The sequence below is a fragment of the Kitasatospora sp. NPDC089509 genome (assembly GCF_044749365.1).
GTDB lineage: Bacteria > Actinomycetota > Actinomycetes > Streptomycetales > Streptomycetaceae > Kitasatospora.
In genome coordinates, this window is the sequence record NZ_JBIVHS010000001.1 from 385330 (window position 1) to 401941 (window position 16612).

Here is a 16612-nt window from a genome sequence, read left to right on the forward strand (position 1 = left end):
TGGTTCGGGGTGGTGGGGTCAGCCGTCGGCTGCCGCGGTGAGTGCCGCGAGGCCGGTCGTGGTGTCGGCGAGGTAGGCCTCCAGCAGCGCGGTGAACTGCCGCTGCAGCTCGGCGATCCGGGGGCTGTCGAACAGGTCGGTGGCGAAGTCCCAGATCAGCAGCATGCCGCCGGGGCCCGTGCGGCTGTTGACGGTCCGGCGGGAGTCGGGGACCAGCACCACGTCGAGGTCGAAACGGGAGGTGCCGGTGTTGAACGCCTCGTGGACGGACACCTCCAGCTCCAGTCCCTCGACGTGCGGGATCGGCGCGTCGTGCGCGCTGAACATGACCTGGAACAGCGGGTTGTCCAGGCCGGTGCCGGAGTGTTCGCCGAGCTCGTGGGCCAACTGCTGGACCGGGACGCCCTGGTGCGGCAGCGAGCGGATCAGGACCTCGGTGACCTCGTCGACCGCGGTCAGCGCGCTGTCGTCGGACCGGAGGCGGAGGCGCAGCGGGATGGTGTTGACGAACATCCCGACGCACTCCTGGAAGCCGGGCGGGCGGTTGCCCACCGCGCTGCCGATCACCAGGTCGGACCGGCCGCTCCGCCGGCGCAGCAGCTCCGCGAAGAGGGTGAGCAGGACCGAGAACGGGGTGTGTCCGTCGCGGCGGGCGGCCGCCCGCAGGCGCTCGGCCAGCTCGGGTGCCAGCAGCTGGCGCAGTTGGTCGCCGTGCGGGACGTCGCGGACCCGTCCCGGGTCGGTCAGGCCGGGCAGCGGCAGGTCGAAGGCGGCGCCGTCCAGGGTGTCCCGCCAGTACGCCAGGGCCTCGTCCTGGTGGCCCGGTCGTTCCTCGGCGGCCGCCGACTCACGGACGTGCTCGGCGTAGGAGCGGGGCTCGGGGAGGTCGGCCGGGACACCCTGGGCCAGCGCGCGGTAGGTGGTGAACAGGTCGCGCAGGACCAGGCCGAAGGACCAGCCGTCGTGCACCAGGTGGTGCTCGGTGTGCAGCAGCCGGTGGTGGTCCTCGGCCAGCCTGATCAGGCTCCACCGCACCATGGGCGCCTCGGCGGTGTCGAAGGGCTCGTCGTGCTGCTCGCGCCACAGCTCCTCGAAGGCGGCCTCGTGGCCGTCGCCGCCGGTCAGGTCCACGGTGCGGTAGCGCGGTGCGCAGCCGTCGTTCACCCGCTGCTGCGGGGGGAAGCCCTCGGGGTCGAGTTCGAGGCGGAACGCCTCGTGGCGGGCGAGCACGGTCGCCAGGCTCTGCCGCAGGGCCGGCTCGTCCAGCGGGCCGCGCAGGTCGAGGGAGGCGGTGAAGTTGTAGGCACGGCTCTCGGGGAAGAGTTCCTCGTGCAGCCAGACGATCTCCTGGGAGCGGGAGAGGTTGAACATCGGCGCGGCCCTTTCCGGGTCGGTGGTCGTTCGGGGTGCGGGGCCGGTGGCCGGGTGGTCCCGGACACCGCCTGCTCAGTGGGCGGGCGGGGTGGCGGTGACGGTGTCGCGGAGCAGGAACTCCAGGCCGTCGCCGTGCAGCCACTGCGCGCAGGCGCCGGCGTGGTCGGGGCCGTCGGTGTCGGCCAGGCGTCGCTGGGCGTCCGCCGTGCGGTGGCGTGCTTCGGCGCAGAACACGTCGGCGAGGTCCTGGGCCGGTCCGGTGCCCTCGGGGTGCAGTCGGGCGGCGTTGGCCAGCACCGCGGACATGCTGAACAGTTCGGCGGAGACCCGGTTGAGCAGGATCAGCGTGCGTTCCTCGGCGAACAGCTCCTCGGGGTCGGGGTGCCGGTCCACCAGGTCGCGGGCGAGGCGGGCGAACCGCACGGCCTGTTCGGCCACGAAGCGCAGGTGGTCGCGGTTGCGCGGGGACAGGCGGTCGTCCGCCGCGCTGAGGTCGGTGGCGGTCTCGGCGACGGGCTGCGGCTTCGGGTAGTGGCGCGAGAGCAGGTGCCGGGCGGCCCAGTGGTCCACCAGGAAGTCCACCCCGCCGGCCACCCGCAGGGCGCGCGCGTCGCGGAAGAACCGTTCCACCGGCAGCGGTTGGGCGCCGCGCCGGGCCTTGCTGGTCGCCGTCTCGAAGCCCTCGGCGGCGAGCAGGGACAGGGTGCGGTCGACGATGCGCCAGCTGGTCATCGAGGTGATGTTCTTGGCCACCGTCTGCTCCGGGTCCAGGTCGATCCCCGGGTGGCGCTCCTCGGCCAGCAGGCACCACTCCACCACGCTCTCGATGGCGAAGGTCTCGGCGAGGTTGGCGGCGACGATGCGCTGGATCTCGTCGTACTGCTCCAGCCCGAGCCCGCCGACCGAACGCCGCCGGACGAACTCCCGGGACCAGTGCAGGCAGAGCCGGCCGATCGCCAGGGCGGGCGCCGAGATGGGGTACATCCGGCCCCGGACGCTGACGGTGTGCAGTTCGGGGGCCAGCCGCCACTCCTCCTCGGCGGTCAGGCCGTCGAGGGTGAAGACCCGGCTGTGCGGGACGAAGACCCGGTCGAAGGTGAGGGCCGCGTTGGGCAGGCCCTTGAGGCCCAGGTACTCGTGCCAGGACCGGACCGAGAAGCCGGGGTCGGTGGTGTCGACGAAGAACAGCCGGATGTACTCCCGGCCGTCGTCGTGCACGGTGGCCGAGACCCTCAGGAGGCCCGCGATCGGGCCGTTCTGGATGAACACCTTCTCGCCGCTGATCCGGAATCCGGTGCCGTCCTCGGTCGGCACCGCGGTGGTGGCCCGGGTCCGGTTGATCGCACCGGTGGGCTCGGTGTCGGCGTCGCCGGAGATCGCTCCCGCCGCGAGCAGCCGTTCGAGTTCGGACTTCAGCTCGCCGTCGGCCAGCAGCGGCAGGTAGGCGCCGGCGCCCAGTCCGAGGTGGACGGACATGGCGTAGCAGGCGGTCACCGACCAGCTCGCGGCGGCCTGGATCATCCGGAAGGCGTTGTGGGCGGACAGGCCCAGGCCGCCGCGCTCCAGCGGGTCCTGGAGCCTGAAGTAGCCGCGGGCGGCGCAGGCTTGGTGGAAGCCGTCGGGCAGCTTGGCGGTGCGGTCCACCTCGGTCGGGTCGACGGTCTCCTGGAGGAAGCGCATCAGCTCGGCGACGGCGGCGTCGCCGCGGGCGCGGTCCTCGTCGGAGGGGGTGGGGAAGGGGCTGATCAGGTCCCAGCGCAGGTGCCCCAGGTGGAGCTGGGCGAGGAAGCTGGCCGGGGCGGCGGTGTCGTGAGTCATGGCTGCTTTCACAGGTCGGGGGAGAGCGGGTCGACGGGCGGCCCGGCGGGCCGGTGGTCGGTGAGCGCGGCCCGGATCAGGGCGAGCAGGGCGGCGCGGTGCTCGCGGAGGTAGAAGTGGCCGCCCGGCAGCAGGTTCAGGGCGAACGGTCCGCGACTGTGGCTCTGCCATCGGGCGAGTTCCTCGGCGGGGAGCCGGTCCTCGGTGCCGCCGAAGACGTGCAGCGGCAGGTCCAGGGGCTCGCCGGGGGTGTGGCGGTAGCTGTCGACCATCTCGAAGTCGAAGCGGTGCGAGGCCATCATGATCGCGAGTAGCTCCGGGTCCTCGGCCACCTGGTCGGGGAGCGAGCCGTACTCCCCCTGGACGGCGGTGAACAGCTCCCGGTCGCCGAGGTGGTGGATCGGCGGCAGCCCGCGGGGCCGGTGCGGGGCCGGGCAGGCGGACAGCAGCAGGCGTTCGGGGCCGGGCAGGCCGCGCTCGCGCAGGGCGCGCGCGGTCTCGTACGCCAGCAGGGCGCCGAGGCTGTGTCCGAAGAAGGCGAACGGCGCGCGGAACGCGGCCTGTTCCACCAGGTCGTGCACCAGCGGGCCGACCCGGGTGTACTGCGGGTCGTCGAATCGCGAGCCGCGGCCGGGCAGTTGCACGCCCCACACCTCGATGTCGGGCACGTGGTCGCCCCAGCGGACGTACTCGGCGGCCGAGCCGCCGCTGTGGGCGAAGCAGTACAGCCGGATCGTGGCGTCGGGGCGCTTGCGGCGGTTGACCAGCCAGCGTGGGACGGTGTGCCCCGGAACCTCAGGCATGAAGGGTCTCCTGGCTCGTCGGTCGGGCGGTCGGTGCGGCGTCGGGCATGGCCCGCAGCGGGTGCACGGCGGAGAACAGCAGCGGCAGCCCGGCGAGGACGCTGCCCGCGCCGGCGAGCCAGAGCACGCCGCGCAGTCCGAGCGGGCCGACCAGTGCGCCGCCGAGGAACGTCCCGACCGGGATGACGCCCCAGACCACGAACCGCAGCGTCGCCGTCATCCGTCCGCGCATCGGGGCGGGGGTGACGGACTGCCGCAGGCTGATCTGGTTGATGTTGAAGACGGAGGCGCACAGCCCGGCCAGGGCCATCGCGGCGGCCAGGACGGGCATCGCGGTGCTGGGGGTGGCCAGGGGCAGCAGCAGGAGGGTGCCGCCCAGCCCGAAGGCGGCCCAGGTGAGCGACGGCCCGACGCCGACGCGCCGCACCACCCGGCGGTTGGCGAGCGAGCCGAGCAGCACGCCCGCGTTCGCGATCGCCAGCGCGGTGCCCAGCCCGGCCGGCGAGAGCCGCAGCTCACGGACCGCGTAGAGCACCAGGATCGCCTGGACCATGCCGAACAGGCCGAAGAGGTTGGCGATCCCCGCGCTCAGCGCGATCGGGCGCAGCAGCCGGTGCCGGAACACGTACCCGAGGCCGTCCTTGACCTCCGCCACCAGTCCCGGCCGGACTGCGTCGCGGACGGGGTGTTCCTCCACCCGCACCAGCAGGAGCAGCGCCGCCGACCCGGCGTAGCTGACCGCGTTGGCGAACAACGCCAGTGGTGCGGTGAGCAGTTGGACCAGGAATCCGCCGGCGCCGGGACCGGCCAGCTGACCGGAGGTCTCGGACAGCTGCAGTTTGGTGTTGGCCTCGACGAGTTGCTCCTCGCCGACCAGGGTCGGCAGGAAGGACTGCGCCGCCAGGTCGAAGAAGACCGTCATCACCCCGATCGCGAAGGCGACCGGATACAGCAGCCACAGGTGCAGGACCCCGCAGAGCGCGGCCACCGGCACGGTCAGCAGGACCGCGCAGCGGACCAGGTCCGCCGCGATCATGACGGGCCGTCGGCGCATCCGGTCCACCCAGGCCCCGGCCGGCAGGCCGACCAGCAGGAACGGCAGGTACTGCACGGCGGCCAGCAGTCCCACCTGGAACGGGGTGGCCTCCAGCACCGTCACGGCCGCGAGGGGCAGTGCGAGTTCGGAGATCTGGGCGCCGAGCACGCTGACCGTCTGGGCGGCCCACAGCCGGCGGAAGCCCTGGTGGCGCAACAGTCCCGGCGGAGGGGCCGGTCGCGTCATCGGGCGGCCGCCCGTTCACGGGTGCTCCTCGGCCGCAGGTCGGTCCACAGGCCGTCGATCAGGGTGAGGCAGTGCGCCTTGCCGCCCCGTCCGCCGGTCCGCTCCCACCCGGCGGGCAGCGCCCGGCCGGCCGGCCAGACGGAGTACTGCTCCTCGGTGTTGCGGACCACCTCGTAGGTCCGGTCGTCGTCGTCCTCGAACATGGCTGTCCTCCGGGTCGGTGCGTCGCGTGACGGTTCAGGCCGGTTGCTGGGTGGCGTCGACGTGCCGGGCGGCGTCGATCACCCGGGCCAGTCGGCGTGGAGCGGGGGCGGTGAAGACCTGTTTGACGGTGATGCGCACGCCGAAGGCCGCGCGGACGGCGGAGGCGAGTTGAACGGCGATCAGCGAGTCCCCGCCCAGGTCGAAGAAGTCGTCCTGCGCCGCTACGTGCTCCAGCCCCAGCAGTTGGCCGAAGATCAGGGCGAGCCGGGTTTCGGTGTCGCCGTCCCGGGCGGGCTCCGGGACGGTCGGCGCGGGCCGGGCGGTGACGGTCGGCGCGGGGTCGTCGGTGGGGAGCGGTGAGTACCGCTGCGGGCTGAACGGGTAGGTCGGCAGCGGGGTCCGGCCCGGCCGCCGGCCTTCGTGCAGCCGCGGCCAGTCCAGCTCGACGCCGGCCGCCCACAGCTGTCCGGCGGCGGCCAGCGAGGTCCGCAGGGCGGACTGCTCGCCGGCCGGGTGCGGCAGGCTGGGCAGCACCAGGTGGCGTTCGGTGCGGGCCGGGTGGCGGCGGGCCAGTGTGGTCAGGGTCAGGCCCGGGCCGATTTCGAGCAGGATCCGGTCGGGCTCGGCGAACAGGGTGGCGAGGGTGTCGCCGAAGCGCACCGCCCGGCGCATGTGGGCGGTCCAGAACTCGACGCCCGGGACGCGGTCCGGGCGGACCCACTCCCCGGTGGTGTCCCCGACCCAGGGGATCGAGGGCGCCCTGAGGTCGAGTTCGGCGACCAGGGCGGCGAACCGGTCGAGGATCGGCTCCACCAGGGCGCTGTGTCCGGCGGCGGCGATGTGCAGCCGGCGCGCGTCGACACCGTCCTGCGTCAGCCGGGCGAACAGCGCGTCGACCGCCCCCCGCGGCCCGGACAGCACGCACTGGTTCGGCCCGTTGACGGCCGCGAGCTCCACGCCGTCGCCGAGCAGTCCGGTGGCGTCGCGCTCGGCCAGCGGCACGGCCAGCATCGCCCCGACGGGCAGGCCCTGCAGCAGCCGGCCGCGCTCGGCGACCAGCCGCAGCGCGTCGGGCAGGGAGAACACACCGGCCACGCAGGCGGCGACGAAGGCGCCGAGGCTGTGCCCGGCGACGGCCGCCGGCCGTACCCCGCGCTGCTCCCACATCCGGGCGAGCGCGTACTCCACCACGAAGACGGCCGGCTGGGCCACCCCCATGTCGCGCAGCAACTCCTCGGCGGCCGCGGTCTGTTGCTCGCCGGCCGGGTACAGCACCGTCCGCAGGTCCAGGCCGAGCGTGGGTACGAGCCGCGCACAGCAGGCGTCGACCTCGGTGCGGAAGGCCGGGTCGTTCTCGTACAGTTCCCGGCCCATGCCGACGTGCTGGCCGCCCTGCCCGGGGAAGATGAACGCCACCGGCCGCCCGCCGCCCACGGGCGGGTGGCCGGAGGTGCCGGTCCCGGTCAGCGCTTCGATCGCCTCGGTGTGGTCGGCGGCCACCGCGAAGCGGCGGTGCCCGAAGGCGTGGCGGCCGGTCTGCAGCGTCCAGGCCGTGTCGGCCAGGCGGACCGGGCCCGGTTCCCGGCCGGGGCCGGCGGCGCCGGCGGCCTGCCGCTGCAGGTGCTCGGCGAGCCTGGCGGCGGCGCGGTCCAGCTCGGCGGCGGTCCGGGCGGACAGCACCAGCAGTTGGTCGGCCGGCGCGGCGGGCGGGCCAGGTCGCGCGGGCGGCTCCTCCAGGATCGCGTGCGCGTTGGTGCCGCCGATCCCGAACGAGCTGACCCCGGCCCGGCGGGGACCGTCGGGGCGCCACCGGTACGGTTCGGTGTTCACCACGAACGGGCCGTCCGCGAAGGGGATCTCGGGGTTGGGTGCGGTGTAGTGCAGGCTCGGCGGGATCAGGCCGTGCTGGACGGCCAGCACCGCCTTGATGAAGCCCGCCACCCCGGCGGCCGCGTCGGTGTGGCCGATGTTGGTCTTCACCGACCCGATCCGGCAGAACCCGCGCCGGTCGGTGCCGAGCCGGAAGGCCTGGGTCAGCGCGGCCAGTTCGATCGGGTCACCCAGCGGCGTCCCGGTCCCGTGCGCCTCGACGTAGCCGATGCTGTCCGGCGCGACCTCGGCCACCAGGTGGGCCGCGCGGATGACCTCGGCCTGGCCGGCCACTCCCGGAGCGGTGAAGCCCACCTTGTCCAGGCCGTCGTTGTTGACCGCGCTGCCGCGCAGGACGGCCCGGATGTGGTCGCCGTCCTGGAGCGCGTCGGCGAGCCGTTTGAGGACCACGATGCCGACACCGTTGCCCGCGACGGTCCCACGGGCGCGGGCGTCGAAGGCCCGGCAGCGGCCGTCGGGCGAGATGACACCGCCCTCGGAGTACTCGGGCAGGCGCGCCGGGACGTTGACACTGGCCCCGCCGGCCAGCGCCAGGTCGCACTCGCCGGACAGCAGCGCCTGCGCGGCGAGGTGGACGGCGACCAGGGAGGTGGAGCAGGCGGTCTGCACCGTCACCGCCGGTCCGGTGAGACCGAACCGGTGGGCCGTCCGTGAGGTGAGGAAGTCGATGCCGGTCGCCAGCCGCAGCTGCCACTCGCTGACCGGGCCGAGCCGGTCGCGGTGAGCCGTCAGCGTCTCCAGGTAGCCGGTCTGGCTGCTGCCCGCGTACACGCCGACCGCCCCGGCACCGGACCGGGCGTCGTACCCGGCGTCCTCCAGCGCCTCCCAGGCGCAGGTCAGGAACAGCCGGTGCTGCGGGTCGAGGATCAGCGCCTCCCGCGGCGAGTAGCCGAAGAACGCCGCGTCGAAGCCGTCCGCGTCCTCCAGCACGCCGAGCGCGGGGACGTACTCGGGGGTGGCCGGGTCGCCGGGGAAGCGGGTGACCGATTCCGCGCCCTTGACCAGGTTGTCCCAGAACTCCCCGAGGTCACGCGCTCCCGGATACCGCCCGGCCATCCCGACGACGGCGAGGAAGGGGCTGTCCGGATCCACCGGCTGTGCGGCCTGCGTCATCGGGCACCCCCGGCGCTCTGGCGGGCACGGCGCTGCTGGAGCCGGGCCTGCCCGCTGCGGCGCTCGCCGGCACGCTCGTCACCGGGCGCGCCGACGGCCGGCCCGGAGTCGTCGCGCAGATGGGCGGCGAGCTTGCGGACGGTCGGATGGGCGAAGAGCGCGACGCCGGGAACCTGGCGTCCCAGCGCACCGCTGAGCTTGCGCTGCACCTGGACGAGCAGCAGCGAGTGACCGCCGATCTCGAAGAAGCTGTCGTCCGGCCCGACGTGGCCGACCCGCAGCACCTCGCGCCACACGGCCGCGATCTGCTCCTCCAGGCCGGTCAGCGCCACCACCTGCGGTGCGCCGGGCGTGGTGTCGCCGGACGTGGTGTCGCCCGCGGTCGGCACCGGGAGCGCCCGGTGGTCGATCTTGCCGTTCGCGGTCAGCGGCAGCTCGTCGAGCAGCACGTAGCAGGCCGGGACCATCGCGGCCGGCAGACGTACGGCCAGGTGGGCGCGCAGCTGCGACGACTCGACCTCGGCGGCGACTCCGGCAGTGACCACGTAGGCGACCAGCCGCTTGCCGTCCGCCCCGTCGTCCACCGCCCGCACGTGCGCCTGACGCACCGCGGGGTGGGTGCACAGGGCCGCACCGATCTCCGCCGGTTCGACCCGCTGGCCGCGGATCTTCACCTGGTCGTCGGCCCGCCCGATGAAGGCCAGGGCGCCGTCGGCGCGCAGCACCGCGAGGTCGCCGGTGCGGTAGAGCCGCCCGCCCGGCGTCCCGCCGAACGGGTCCGGCACGAAACGGTCGGCGGTGAGCCCTGGCTGCCCCAGGTACCCGCGGGCCAGCACCGCCCCGCCCAGGTACAGCTCGCCCGGGGTGCCCGCCGGGACCGGCTCCAGCTCGGCGTCCAGCAGGTACGCCCGCGCCCCGGCCAGCGGCCGCCCGATCGGCAGCGTCTCCCCCTCGGGCACCGACTCCCCGGTGAACGCCTGGAGCGTGGCGGTGATGGTGGTCTCCGTCAGACCGTAGGCGTTGAGCACCGGCACCGAGCTGTGCCCCCGCCAGCCGGCCAGCGTCCGGGTGAGCCCGGTGTCGCTGCCCACGACCAGGAGCCGCAGGGCCTCGGGCAGCTCCCGCGGTTCGGCGTCGAGATCGCGGACCCACTGATCCCAGTACGGCGTCGGCAGGTTGGCCACCGTGACCCGCTCATGGTGCAGACACTCCTCCAGCTCCGCGGGCGACGGCACCGGATCGGGGGCCACCACCACCCGGGCGCCGGCCAGCAGGGTCGGGAACACCTCCTCGCCGAACACGTCGAACCCCGGACCGGCGAACTGCAGTACCCGGTCGGCCGCGGTGAGCGCGAAGGCCGCACCGATGGCGACCGCGTGGTTGGCCAGCGAGTCGTGGGTGACGGCCACCGGCTTGGGGCGGCCGGTCGAACCCGAAGTGAAGATCACATAGGCCAGGTCGCCGGGGGCGACCGCCACCGCCGGGTTCCGCCCGGACCGCCCGGCCGGTCCGCCGGCGGCCGGGTCGACCACCTCGACCCCCTCGGCGCCCTCGACCCCCGCACAGCCCTCGGGCCCGATCAGCAGGGCGACACCGGCGGCCGCCAGCTGGTACCTGCGGCGCTCGGCCGGCAGCGCCAGGTCGAGCGGCAGGTAGGCGGCACCGGACCTCAGCACGGCCAGCACCGCCGTCACCAGCTCACGCCCGCGAGGCAGTTGCACCGCGACCACGCTCTCGGCGCCCGCACCACGCTCCACCAGCACTCCGGCCAGCCGGTCGGCGGCGGCGTCGAGCTCCGCGTACGTCACGCACCCGTCGCGGTCGACGACGGCCACCGCGTCGGGGCTGGCCCGCACCTGCTCCTCGAACAGCCGCGGTACGCAGACCACGGCACGCGGACCGGCCGATTCGGGCGCGGTGGCGGCTCGGCTCTCGTCCTCTTGACTCAGTTCAGGCCTCACGAGGCCAACTCCTCTGCATAACGGTGCGGGTAGCGGTCCACCGGGACGACGGACGGGCGCAGGCCCCGGCCGTGCCGTCCGTCCGACGCGAACTCGACCCGGCTGAGCGGGAGTTCAGGACGCTCAAGGGGAGACCGGGCGGGGTCCTCGCGGGTCGTCGACGTCACGGCCGCTGCGGACAGCCGCTGTTGAGCTTCGAACGATCAGCGGGGTTGCTGCCGAAGAGCCTGGGAAACGTTGGTAGACGTCCGATGAACGGGCACGCCGACGTGTGCGCGTCGATCCCGAACGAGTACGGGCAGTACACGTACTACGGGCGGGTCGGCGGCTGTCCGCTCGCCTTCACGAGGTGGAACCGGCGGCACGCGGCGCGCGTGCCGAAGGACGCCGGCGGCATCACGGCGTACGGCAACCGGCGCCCCGAGTGGGACGCCGGTTGCCGCTTGGACTTCGAGGACCCCGTCTTCGAGGACCCCGTCAGGGCCGGGACGGGCGGGTGCGGGCGAACTCCACCACCTGGCCCGCCATCAGCTCGATCTGCTCCTGCACCCGGGGGTCGGTGCAGGAGCCGTCCGCGGTGAAGCCGCTCTCCGTGGTGTTCAGCACCACTCCCAGCGGCGTCGGCCACCCCCGCAGCGCGTGCACGATCGTGCGCAGCGCGCCCAGCGTGGACACGCCGCTCTGCCAGCCCTGCGCCACCGCCAGGCAGCCGACGGCGCGGTCGCTGAGGTAGGGGCGGGCGTCGCCGCGCAGCTCCTCGACGTAGTCCAGGGCGTTCTTCAGCAGGCCCGAGGTGCCGCCGTGGTAGGCCGGGCCGGCGATCACCACGCCGTCCGCGTCCGCCAGCGCGTCCAACAGCCGTTTGGCGGCGGCCGGCAGGGTCCCGCCCGTCGGGTCGTACATCGGCAGGACCAGCTCCGCGCCGCTGACGGAGGACACGGTCGCGCCGTGCCGCTCGGCGGCGGCCAGCACGGCGTGCAGCGCCCGCTCGGAGGAGGACCCCGGTCGGGTGGAGCCGCCGATGCCGAGCACGCGGACCGGTCGTCGGGTGTGTGTTCCTGCGTCCATTCGGCCACGCTAACCCGGTGGTCTCCACCGCTCGTTCTCTGGCCGGGGGCCGCGGATTCCGGTGCGGTGGACGGCCGATTACGGCGCCGTGGGCGGGGTGCGGAATTCCACCGATAGCGTGGGCCGTCATGGGCATTCGCGCGGTTCTCGGGCCTTCGGGCCGACGGCCCGGGCGACCGGTTCGCGGACGACCCATCGATCTGGAAGACCTGGAAGACGATGCGGAATCCGAATCGGGAATCCGCACGATCCGCGACCGGCCCCGAGAAGGGATTCGCCATGTCCCCGTCCCCGTACACCCCCGAGAAGGTCCCCACCCGCGAGGAGTTGATCGTCCGGGCGCAGGACCTCATTCCGCTGCTGCGCCGCAATGCCGAGCAGACCGAACGGGAGTCGAAGGTCCCGGACGAGAACGTGGTCGCGATGCGCGAGGCCGGCCTGCTGCGGCTCAGCACGCCCCGCGCCTGGGGCGGCTGGGAGCTGCCGATGCGCCACCAGGTCGAGATCCTCAGCGAGTTGGGCCGGGGCTGCCCGTCCACCGGCTGGATCGCGGCCAACCACGCCGCCTCGGTCGACCTCGTGATGCTGATGCCCAAGGCCGGCCTGGAGGAGATCTACGGCGCCGACCCGGACGCCGTGATGCTCTCCGCCGCCAGCCTCGACCCGGGCCTGCGCGCCGACACCGTCCCCGGTGGGCTGAAGGTCAACGGCCGCTTCCCGTACGCCTCGGGCTGCGAGCTCTCCGACTGGGCGTTCCTGGCCTGGGTGCCGGTCTACGAGGACGGTGAGCAGACCGGTGTGGCCAACCTGCTGGCCCCGCCCACGGAGCTGCGGATCGAGCGCACCTGGAAGGTGGCCGGACTGCTCGGCACCGGCACCCACGCGATGGTGGCCGAGGACCTGTTCGTCCCCGACCGTTTCGTGCAGTTCGCGCCGCTGCTGCCCTCCGGCCAGCCGGACTCGCCGGTCCCGGCCACCGTCCTGATCAAGGGCAACCTGCACTCGCTGTCCTCCCTGGTCGGCGGGGCCCGGGGCGCGCTGGACCTGGTCCGGGCGAAGCTGGAGGAGCACAAGCCGCTCGCCTTCTCGACCTACTCCCGGGCCGTCGACTCGGCGGCGGTGCAGCAGGCGTTCGCCGAGGCGACGCACCTGATCGACACCGGGGTGCTGCACATGCTGGCCGTCGCGGACGGGTTCGACTCGGTGCCGGAGGGCGAGGACGCCTCCCCGGCCGAGCGGGCCCGGCTGCGGATGCACATGGTCAGCTCGCTGGAGCGCTGCCGCGAGGCCATGCAGCGGCTGCTCGACCTGGCCGGGACCAGCGGCTTCGCCCAGAGCAACCCCGTCCAGCGGTACTGGCGCGACCTGGAGATCGGCAGCCGGCACACCGCGCTGAACCGGCCGATGATCTTCGAGGACTACGCGCGCTCCCTGCTCGGTACGGGCGAGCCGGTCTCCCTGCTGTTCTGACCCGCCCCTGGTGTCCCGGCCCGTACGACAGCGGCGCTGCCCCGGAGTCCGCTCCGGGGCAGCGCCGCTGCCGTGTCCGCCGTCGGTCCGCCGTCAGCGGGCCGCCAGGGCGGCGGTCAGCGCCTCGGCCAGCTCGACCGGCAGCAGCGCCGGGTCCGCCGCCGGGCCGAAACCCGCCGGGAGCGCGAAACCGGCCGGGGCGGGCACCGTCTCCGGGCGGGTCGGCGCCCCGGTCAGCCGGTTGAGTCCAGGGCTGACCAGCACCACGGTGTGGCCGGTCGCCCGGGCCGCACCGACCTGGCCGGCCACGTCGCCCGCCAGGGTGTCCGCACCGGCGCCCGGTGCCTCCGCGACGAGCAACGGGAAGACCGTCACCTCGACACCCCCGGCACCGGCGGCACCCCCGGCATCCCCGGCCGTCCGAACCGGTACGGGCGGCAGCGGCGCCAGCGCGCGCACCGGCGCCGAGCGGGCCACGTAGGCCCGGAGGGTCGCGTCGTCCAGCTCGGCCAGGCTCGGGTCGAAGCGGCGCAGGGCCTCGGGGGTGCTCAGCTCCGCCACGTACGCGATCCGGACCGACGAGGACGGGGCGGGAACGCCGTCGCCCGCGCCGCCCGCCGGCTGCTCGGACCGGAAGTCCCGGGCCCCCGTGCGCGGTGCCGGGCCGGCCACGCCGGTCAGCGCGTGCACCAGCGGCAGCGCGTCCTGCCGGCGCAGCAGCGTGCAGACGTCGCGCAGGCCGTCCGCCAGCCGCCGGACGGCCTCGTCGCCGATCGCGTACGAGGGCTGGATGCGCAGGGTGTGCGGGGAACTGCCGGTCGGCATCAGCCGCAGGCCGTGGCGGCGCAGCAGGTAGCCGGCCACGGCGAAGCCGAAGAACCCGCCGCGGGCGTAGTTGCGGATCACCGGGGATCCGGAGGCCGACTGGTCGGCGAACTCGAAGCCGACCAGCAGGCCCCGGCCGCGCACCTCGCGCACCACGTCGCCGAACTCGGCCCGCACCTCCTCCAGCGCCGCGCGCAACCGGGCCCCGCGCTCGGCGGCCCGGCGGTAGGCCGCACCGCCGTCGCGCTCCAGCATCTCCAGCACCTTCTCGGTGACGGCGCAGGAGAAGCTGTCCTTGGCGTACGTCGAGCTGTGCAGCAGCTCGAACTCCTTGACGTAGCGCGACGCGCGGACCAGCAGCAGCGAGGTCTTCGCCAGACCGCCGCCGATGCTCTTGGCGAGGGTGTAGTAGTCGCCGGTCAGGCCGATGGCGGTGCTGGCGAAGAACGAGCCGGTCCGCCCGGCGCCGCTCTGGATCTCGTCGACGATCAACGGGCACTCCAGCACCCGGCAGACCTCGGTGATCCGGGCGGCCTGGTCGGCCGTCAACTCGTGGATGCCGCCCTCGCCCTGGATCGGTTCCACCACGAACCCGGCCACGAACGGGACCGGTCGGCGCAGCACCTCGACGACGCCGTCCCGGACCGTCACGTCCAGCGCGTACGGCTGTTCGGCGGCGACGTGCTTCAGCGCCTCCTCCGGCCGCCCGGCCGGTACGAAGCGGGCCCGGGCCCCGAGCGCCCGGAACGGGAGCCGGAAGGTCGGGTTGTGGGTGAGCTGGAGGCTGCCGACCAGCTTGCCGTGGAACCCGCCCTCCAGCGCGAAGAACTCCGGCGGCCGGGCCAGTGCCTCCGCGTTGTGCCGCTCGGCGGCGGCCAGCACCGCTTCCGCGTCCGCACCGTCCCCGGCCAGGTCGAGTGCCTCCGGCGCGAGTTCCAGGTCGGCGCCGGCCGCCGCCACGCGGACCTGCTGGGCGTGCGCCGCCAGCTCCCCGGCGAGCCCGTTCAGCCGGAAGAAGCGCGCCAGTTCGGCGTGCTTGACGGCGGCCTCGACGGCCTCGGCGCCGCTGTTGGCGAAGACCACCTCGTAGGGCTCCCCGGCGTCCAGTTCCCGGGAGGTGATCGTTTCGAGGGCCGCCGCCACCCGCTGCGCCTCGGTGCGCCGGGACAGCTGCGCGTGGCTGGGCGTGCCCGCGGTCAGCAGGCCGGTGGCGTGGGCGACCAGCTCCGGGTGGTTGTGCCCGAAGAACAGGGAGCCGAAGCCGCCGACGAAGTCGACCACTTCGCTCCGCTCGCCGGCCGCGCCGGACAGGTACATCGTGTCGCCCTCGGCGCGGACGTACTCGACGTCCAGCCCCCAGACCGACAGGGCCTGGCTCAGGTACCGTTCCGCCAGCTCTTGCATCAGTGCGCTCCTCGCATGGGCAGGCCTGCTGTCACAGGGAGTTCGCGGGCGCGAAGTCCCGCAGGGGGTTGATCCGGTCGGCGCCGATCCGGGCGCGCAGCTCCGGAGCGGTCACGCCGAGGCCGGGCTCCGGGGCCAGGCACAGCACGCCGACCTTGCCGACGTGCTCGTTCAGCTGGACCAGTCGGGTCGCCTCGCCCGCCTCGGCGAGCGGGTACAGCGCGGACAGGGTGGGCGAGATCGCGCCGGTCTCGACCAGTCGGCCGGTCTCCGACTGCTCCTGGAGGTTGGCGCCGTGACTGCCGACCACCCGCTTGAGCCGCATCCAGAGGTAGCGGTTGTCGAACTCGTGGTGGTAGCCGGTGCTCGACCCGCAGGTGACCACCGTCCCGCCGCGCGCGGCGACGAACACCGAGATGCCGAAGGTCGCGCGGCCGACGTGCTCGAAGACGATGTCCGGGTCCCGGCCGGTCTCCCGGCGGATGATGCCGCCCAGCCGCTTGCCCGCCGCCAGGACGTCCTCGGGCGAGGGGTCGGGGTCGTCGCTCAGCCCGATCTCCGAGCGGTCGATCACCACCTCGCAGCCCAGCCGGCGCACCGCCTCCGCCTTGCGCGCGGAGCCGACCACCGCCACCGGGATGCCGCCGCCGTTGCGGACGAACTGCACCGCGTAGGCGCCGAGTCCGCCGGCCGCGCCCCAGACCAGCACCACGTCGCCCTGCTTCATCCGGGCGCCGTGGCGGCCGACCAGCATCCGGTAGGCGGTGCTGCCGCACATCGGGGTGACGGCCGCCTCCTCCCAGGTGAGGTGGGCCGGCTTGGGGACGAGCATGCTGGCGCGGGCGACGGCGAACTCGCCGAGCCCGCCGTAGTTGGTCTCGTAGCCCCAGGCACGCATCTCGGCGCCGAGCATCGCGTCCTGGTGGGTGACCGGCTCCTGCTCGTCCACGTGCACCGGGTGGACCACGACGTGGTCGCCGATCCGCCAGCGGCGTACGTTGGAGCCGACCCGGACCACCACACCGGACGCGTCCGAGCCGACCACCTGGAAGGGCCGGTCGTGCCGGGCCGCCCAGCCGCCCTGGGCGGCGTAGCGGCGCAGGAAGTCGAAGGTGGGGATCGGCTCGAAGGTGGCCGACCACACGGTGTTGTAGTTGATCGAACTGGCCATCACCGCGACGAGTACTTCGTCCGGAGCCAGTTCGGGCGTGGCCACCGGGCCGACCCGCAGCGACTTGCGCACGTCCTTGTCGGCCGAGCCGCGGAACATCTCGGTGTCCTCGGCGCGCAGGTGCGCGGCCACGTATTCGCCCGGCAGCTCCAGGCGTTCCAAGGCGTCCGCCGGCCGGTTCTCGACGATCGCTTCCAAAAAGGGGTTCACAGCAGCTCCCGGGAATCGT

Annotated in this window: 12 protein-coding genes; 1 reads left to right on the forward strand and 11 read right to left on the reverse strand. The window is 74.1% G+C overall.

What is annotated here, in order from left to right; genetic code table 11:
- Positions 1-18 precede the first annotated feature (18 nt).
- The 9 genes from ACIP4P_RS01455 to ACIP4P_RS01495 form a co-directional block, all read right to left on the reverse strand.
- Positions 19-1371: a condensation domain-containing protein gene (locus ACIP4P_RS01455; RefSeq protein WP_400913554.1), complete on the reverse strand. Its 1353-nt coding sequence runs from the start codon at positions 1369-1371 to the stop codon at positions 19-21.
- A 75-nt stretch (positions 1372-1446) separates the two neighbouring features.
- A complete protein-coding gene (locus ACIP4P_RS01460) occupies positions 1447-3192 on the reverse strand; it encodes an acyl-CoA dehydrogenase family protein (RefSeq protein WP_400913557.1) in 1746 nt (581 codons plus the stop codon).
- A gap of 8 nt (positions 3193-3200) precedes the next feature.
- On the reverse strand, positions 3201-3995 hold the full coding sequence (locus ACIP4P_RS01465) for a thioesterase II family protein (RefSeq protein WP_400913560.1): 795 nt from the start codon (positions 3993-3995) through the stop codon (positions 3201-3203).
- Positions 3988-5277 (reverse strand): MFS transporter, encoded by a 1290-nt coding sequence (locus tag ACIP4P_RS01470; RefSeq protein ID WP_400913562.1) that lies wholly within the window; start codon positions 5275-5277, stop codon positions 3988-3990. Before ACIP4P_RS01470 ends, ACIP4P_RS01465 begins: the two co-directional genes overlap by 8 nt.
- Complete coding sequence (locus ACIP4P_RS01475) at positions 5274-5480, reverse strand: MbtH family protein (protein WP_400913564.1); 207 nt, start codon at positions 5478-5480, stop codon at positions 5274-5276. Before ACIP4P_RS01475 ends, ACIP4P_RS01470 begins: the two co-directional genes overlap by 4 nt.
- Before the next feature lie 34 nt (positions 5481-5514).
- Complete coding sequence (locus ACIP4P_RS01480; RefSeq protein ID WP_400913566.1) at positions 5515-8484, reverse strand: type I polyketide synthase; 2970 nt, start codon at positions 8482-8484, stop codon at positions 5515-5517.
- The gene (locus tag ACIP4P_RS01485; RefSeq protein ID WP_400913567.1) at positions 8481-10445 is read right to left on the reverse strand and encodes an amino acid adenylation domain-containing protein; all 1965 of its coding nucleotides are present in this window, start codon (positions 10443-10445) and stop codon (positions 8481-8483) included. The genes ACIP4P_RS01480 and ACIP4P_RS01485 overlap by 4 nt, the downstream gene beginning before the upstream one ends.
- The gene (locus tag ACIP4P_RS01490; RefSeq protein WP_400913569.1) at positions 10442-10612 is read right to left on the reverse strand and encodes a hypothetical protein; all 171 of its coding nucleotides are present in this window, start codon (positions 10610-10612) and stop codon (positions 10442-10444) included. The genes ACIP4P_RS01485 and ACIP4P_RS01490 overlap by 4 nt, the downstream gene beginning before the upstream one ends.
- A gap of 310 nt (positions 10613-10922) precedes the next feature.
- Positions 10923-11513: an NADPH-dependent FMN reductase gene (locus ACIP4P_RS01495; RefSeq protein WP_400913570.1), complete on the reverse strand. Its 591-nt coding sequence runs from the start codon at positions 11511-11513 to the stop codon at positions 10923-10925.
- 279 nt (positions 11514-11792) lie between these two features.
- Here ACIP4P_RS01495 and ACIP4P_RS01500 point away from each other — a divergent pair, with 279 nt between their 5' ends.
- Entirely contained in the window at positions 11793-12983 is a 1191-nt protein-coding gene (locus ACIP4P_RS01500; protein ID WP_400913572.1) for an acyl-CoA dehydrogenase family protein, read from the forward strand.
- 93 nt (positions 12984-13076) lie between these two features.
- On the opposite strand, the gene ACIP4P_RS01505 is transcribed toward ACIP4P_RS01500, so the two are convergent.
- Both ACIP4P_RS01505 and ccrA read right to left on the reverse strand, forming a co-directional pair.
- Positions 13077-15212 carry an aspartate aminotransferase family protein gene (locus ACIP4P_RS01505; RefSeq protein WP_400913573.1) on the reverse strand — a complete coding sequence of 712 codons (2136 nt, stop codon included), beginning with the start codon at positions 15210-15212 and terminating at the stop codon, positions 13077-13079.
- 31 nt (positions 15213-15243) lie between these two features.
- Entirely contained in the window at positions 15244-16593 is a 1350-nt protein-coding gene (gene ccrA, locus ACIP4P_RS01510; RefSeq protein WP_400913574.1) for a crotonyl-CoA carboxylase/reductase, read from the reverse strand.
- Positions 16594-16612 lie beyond the last annotated feature (19 nt).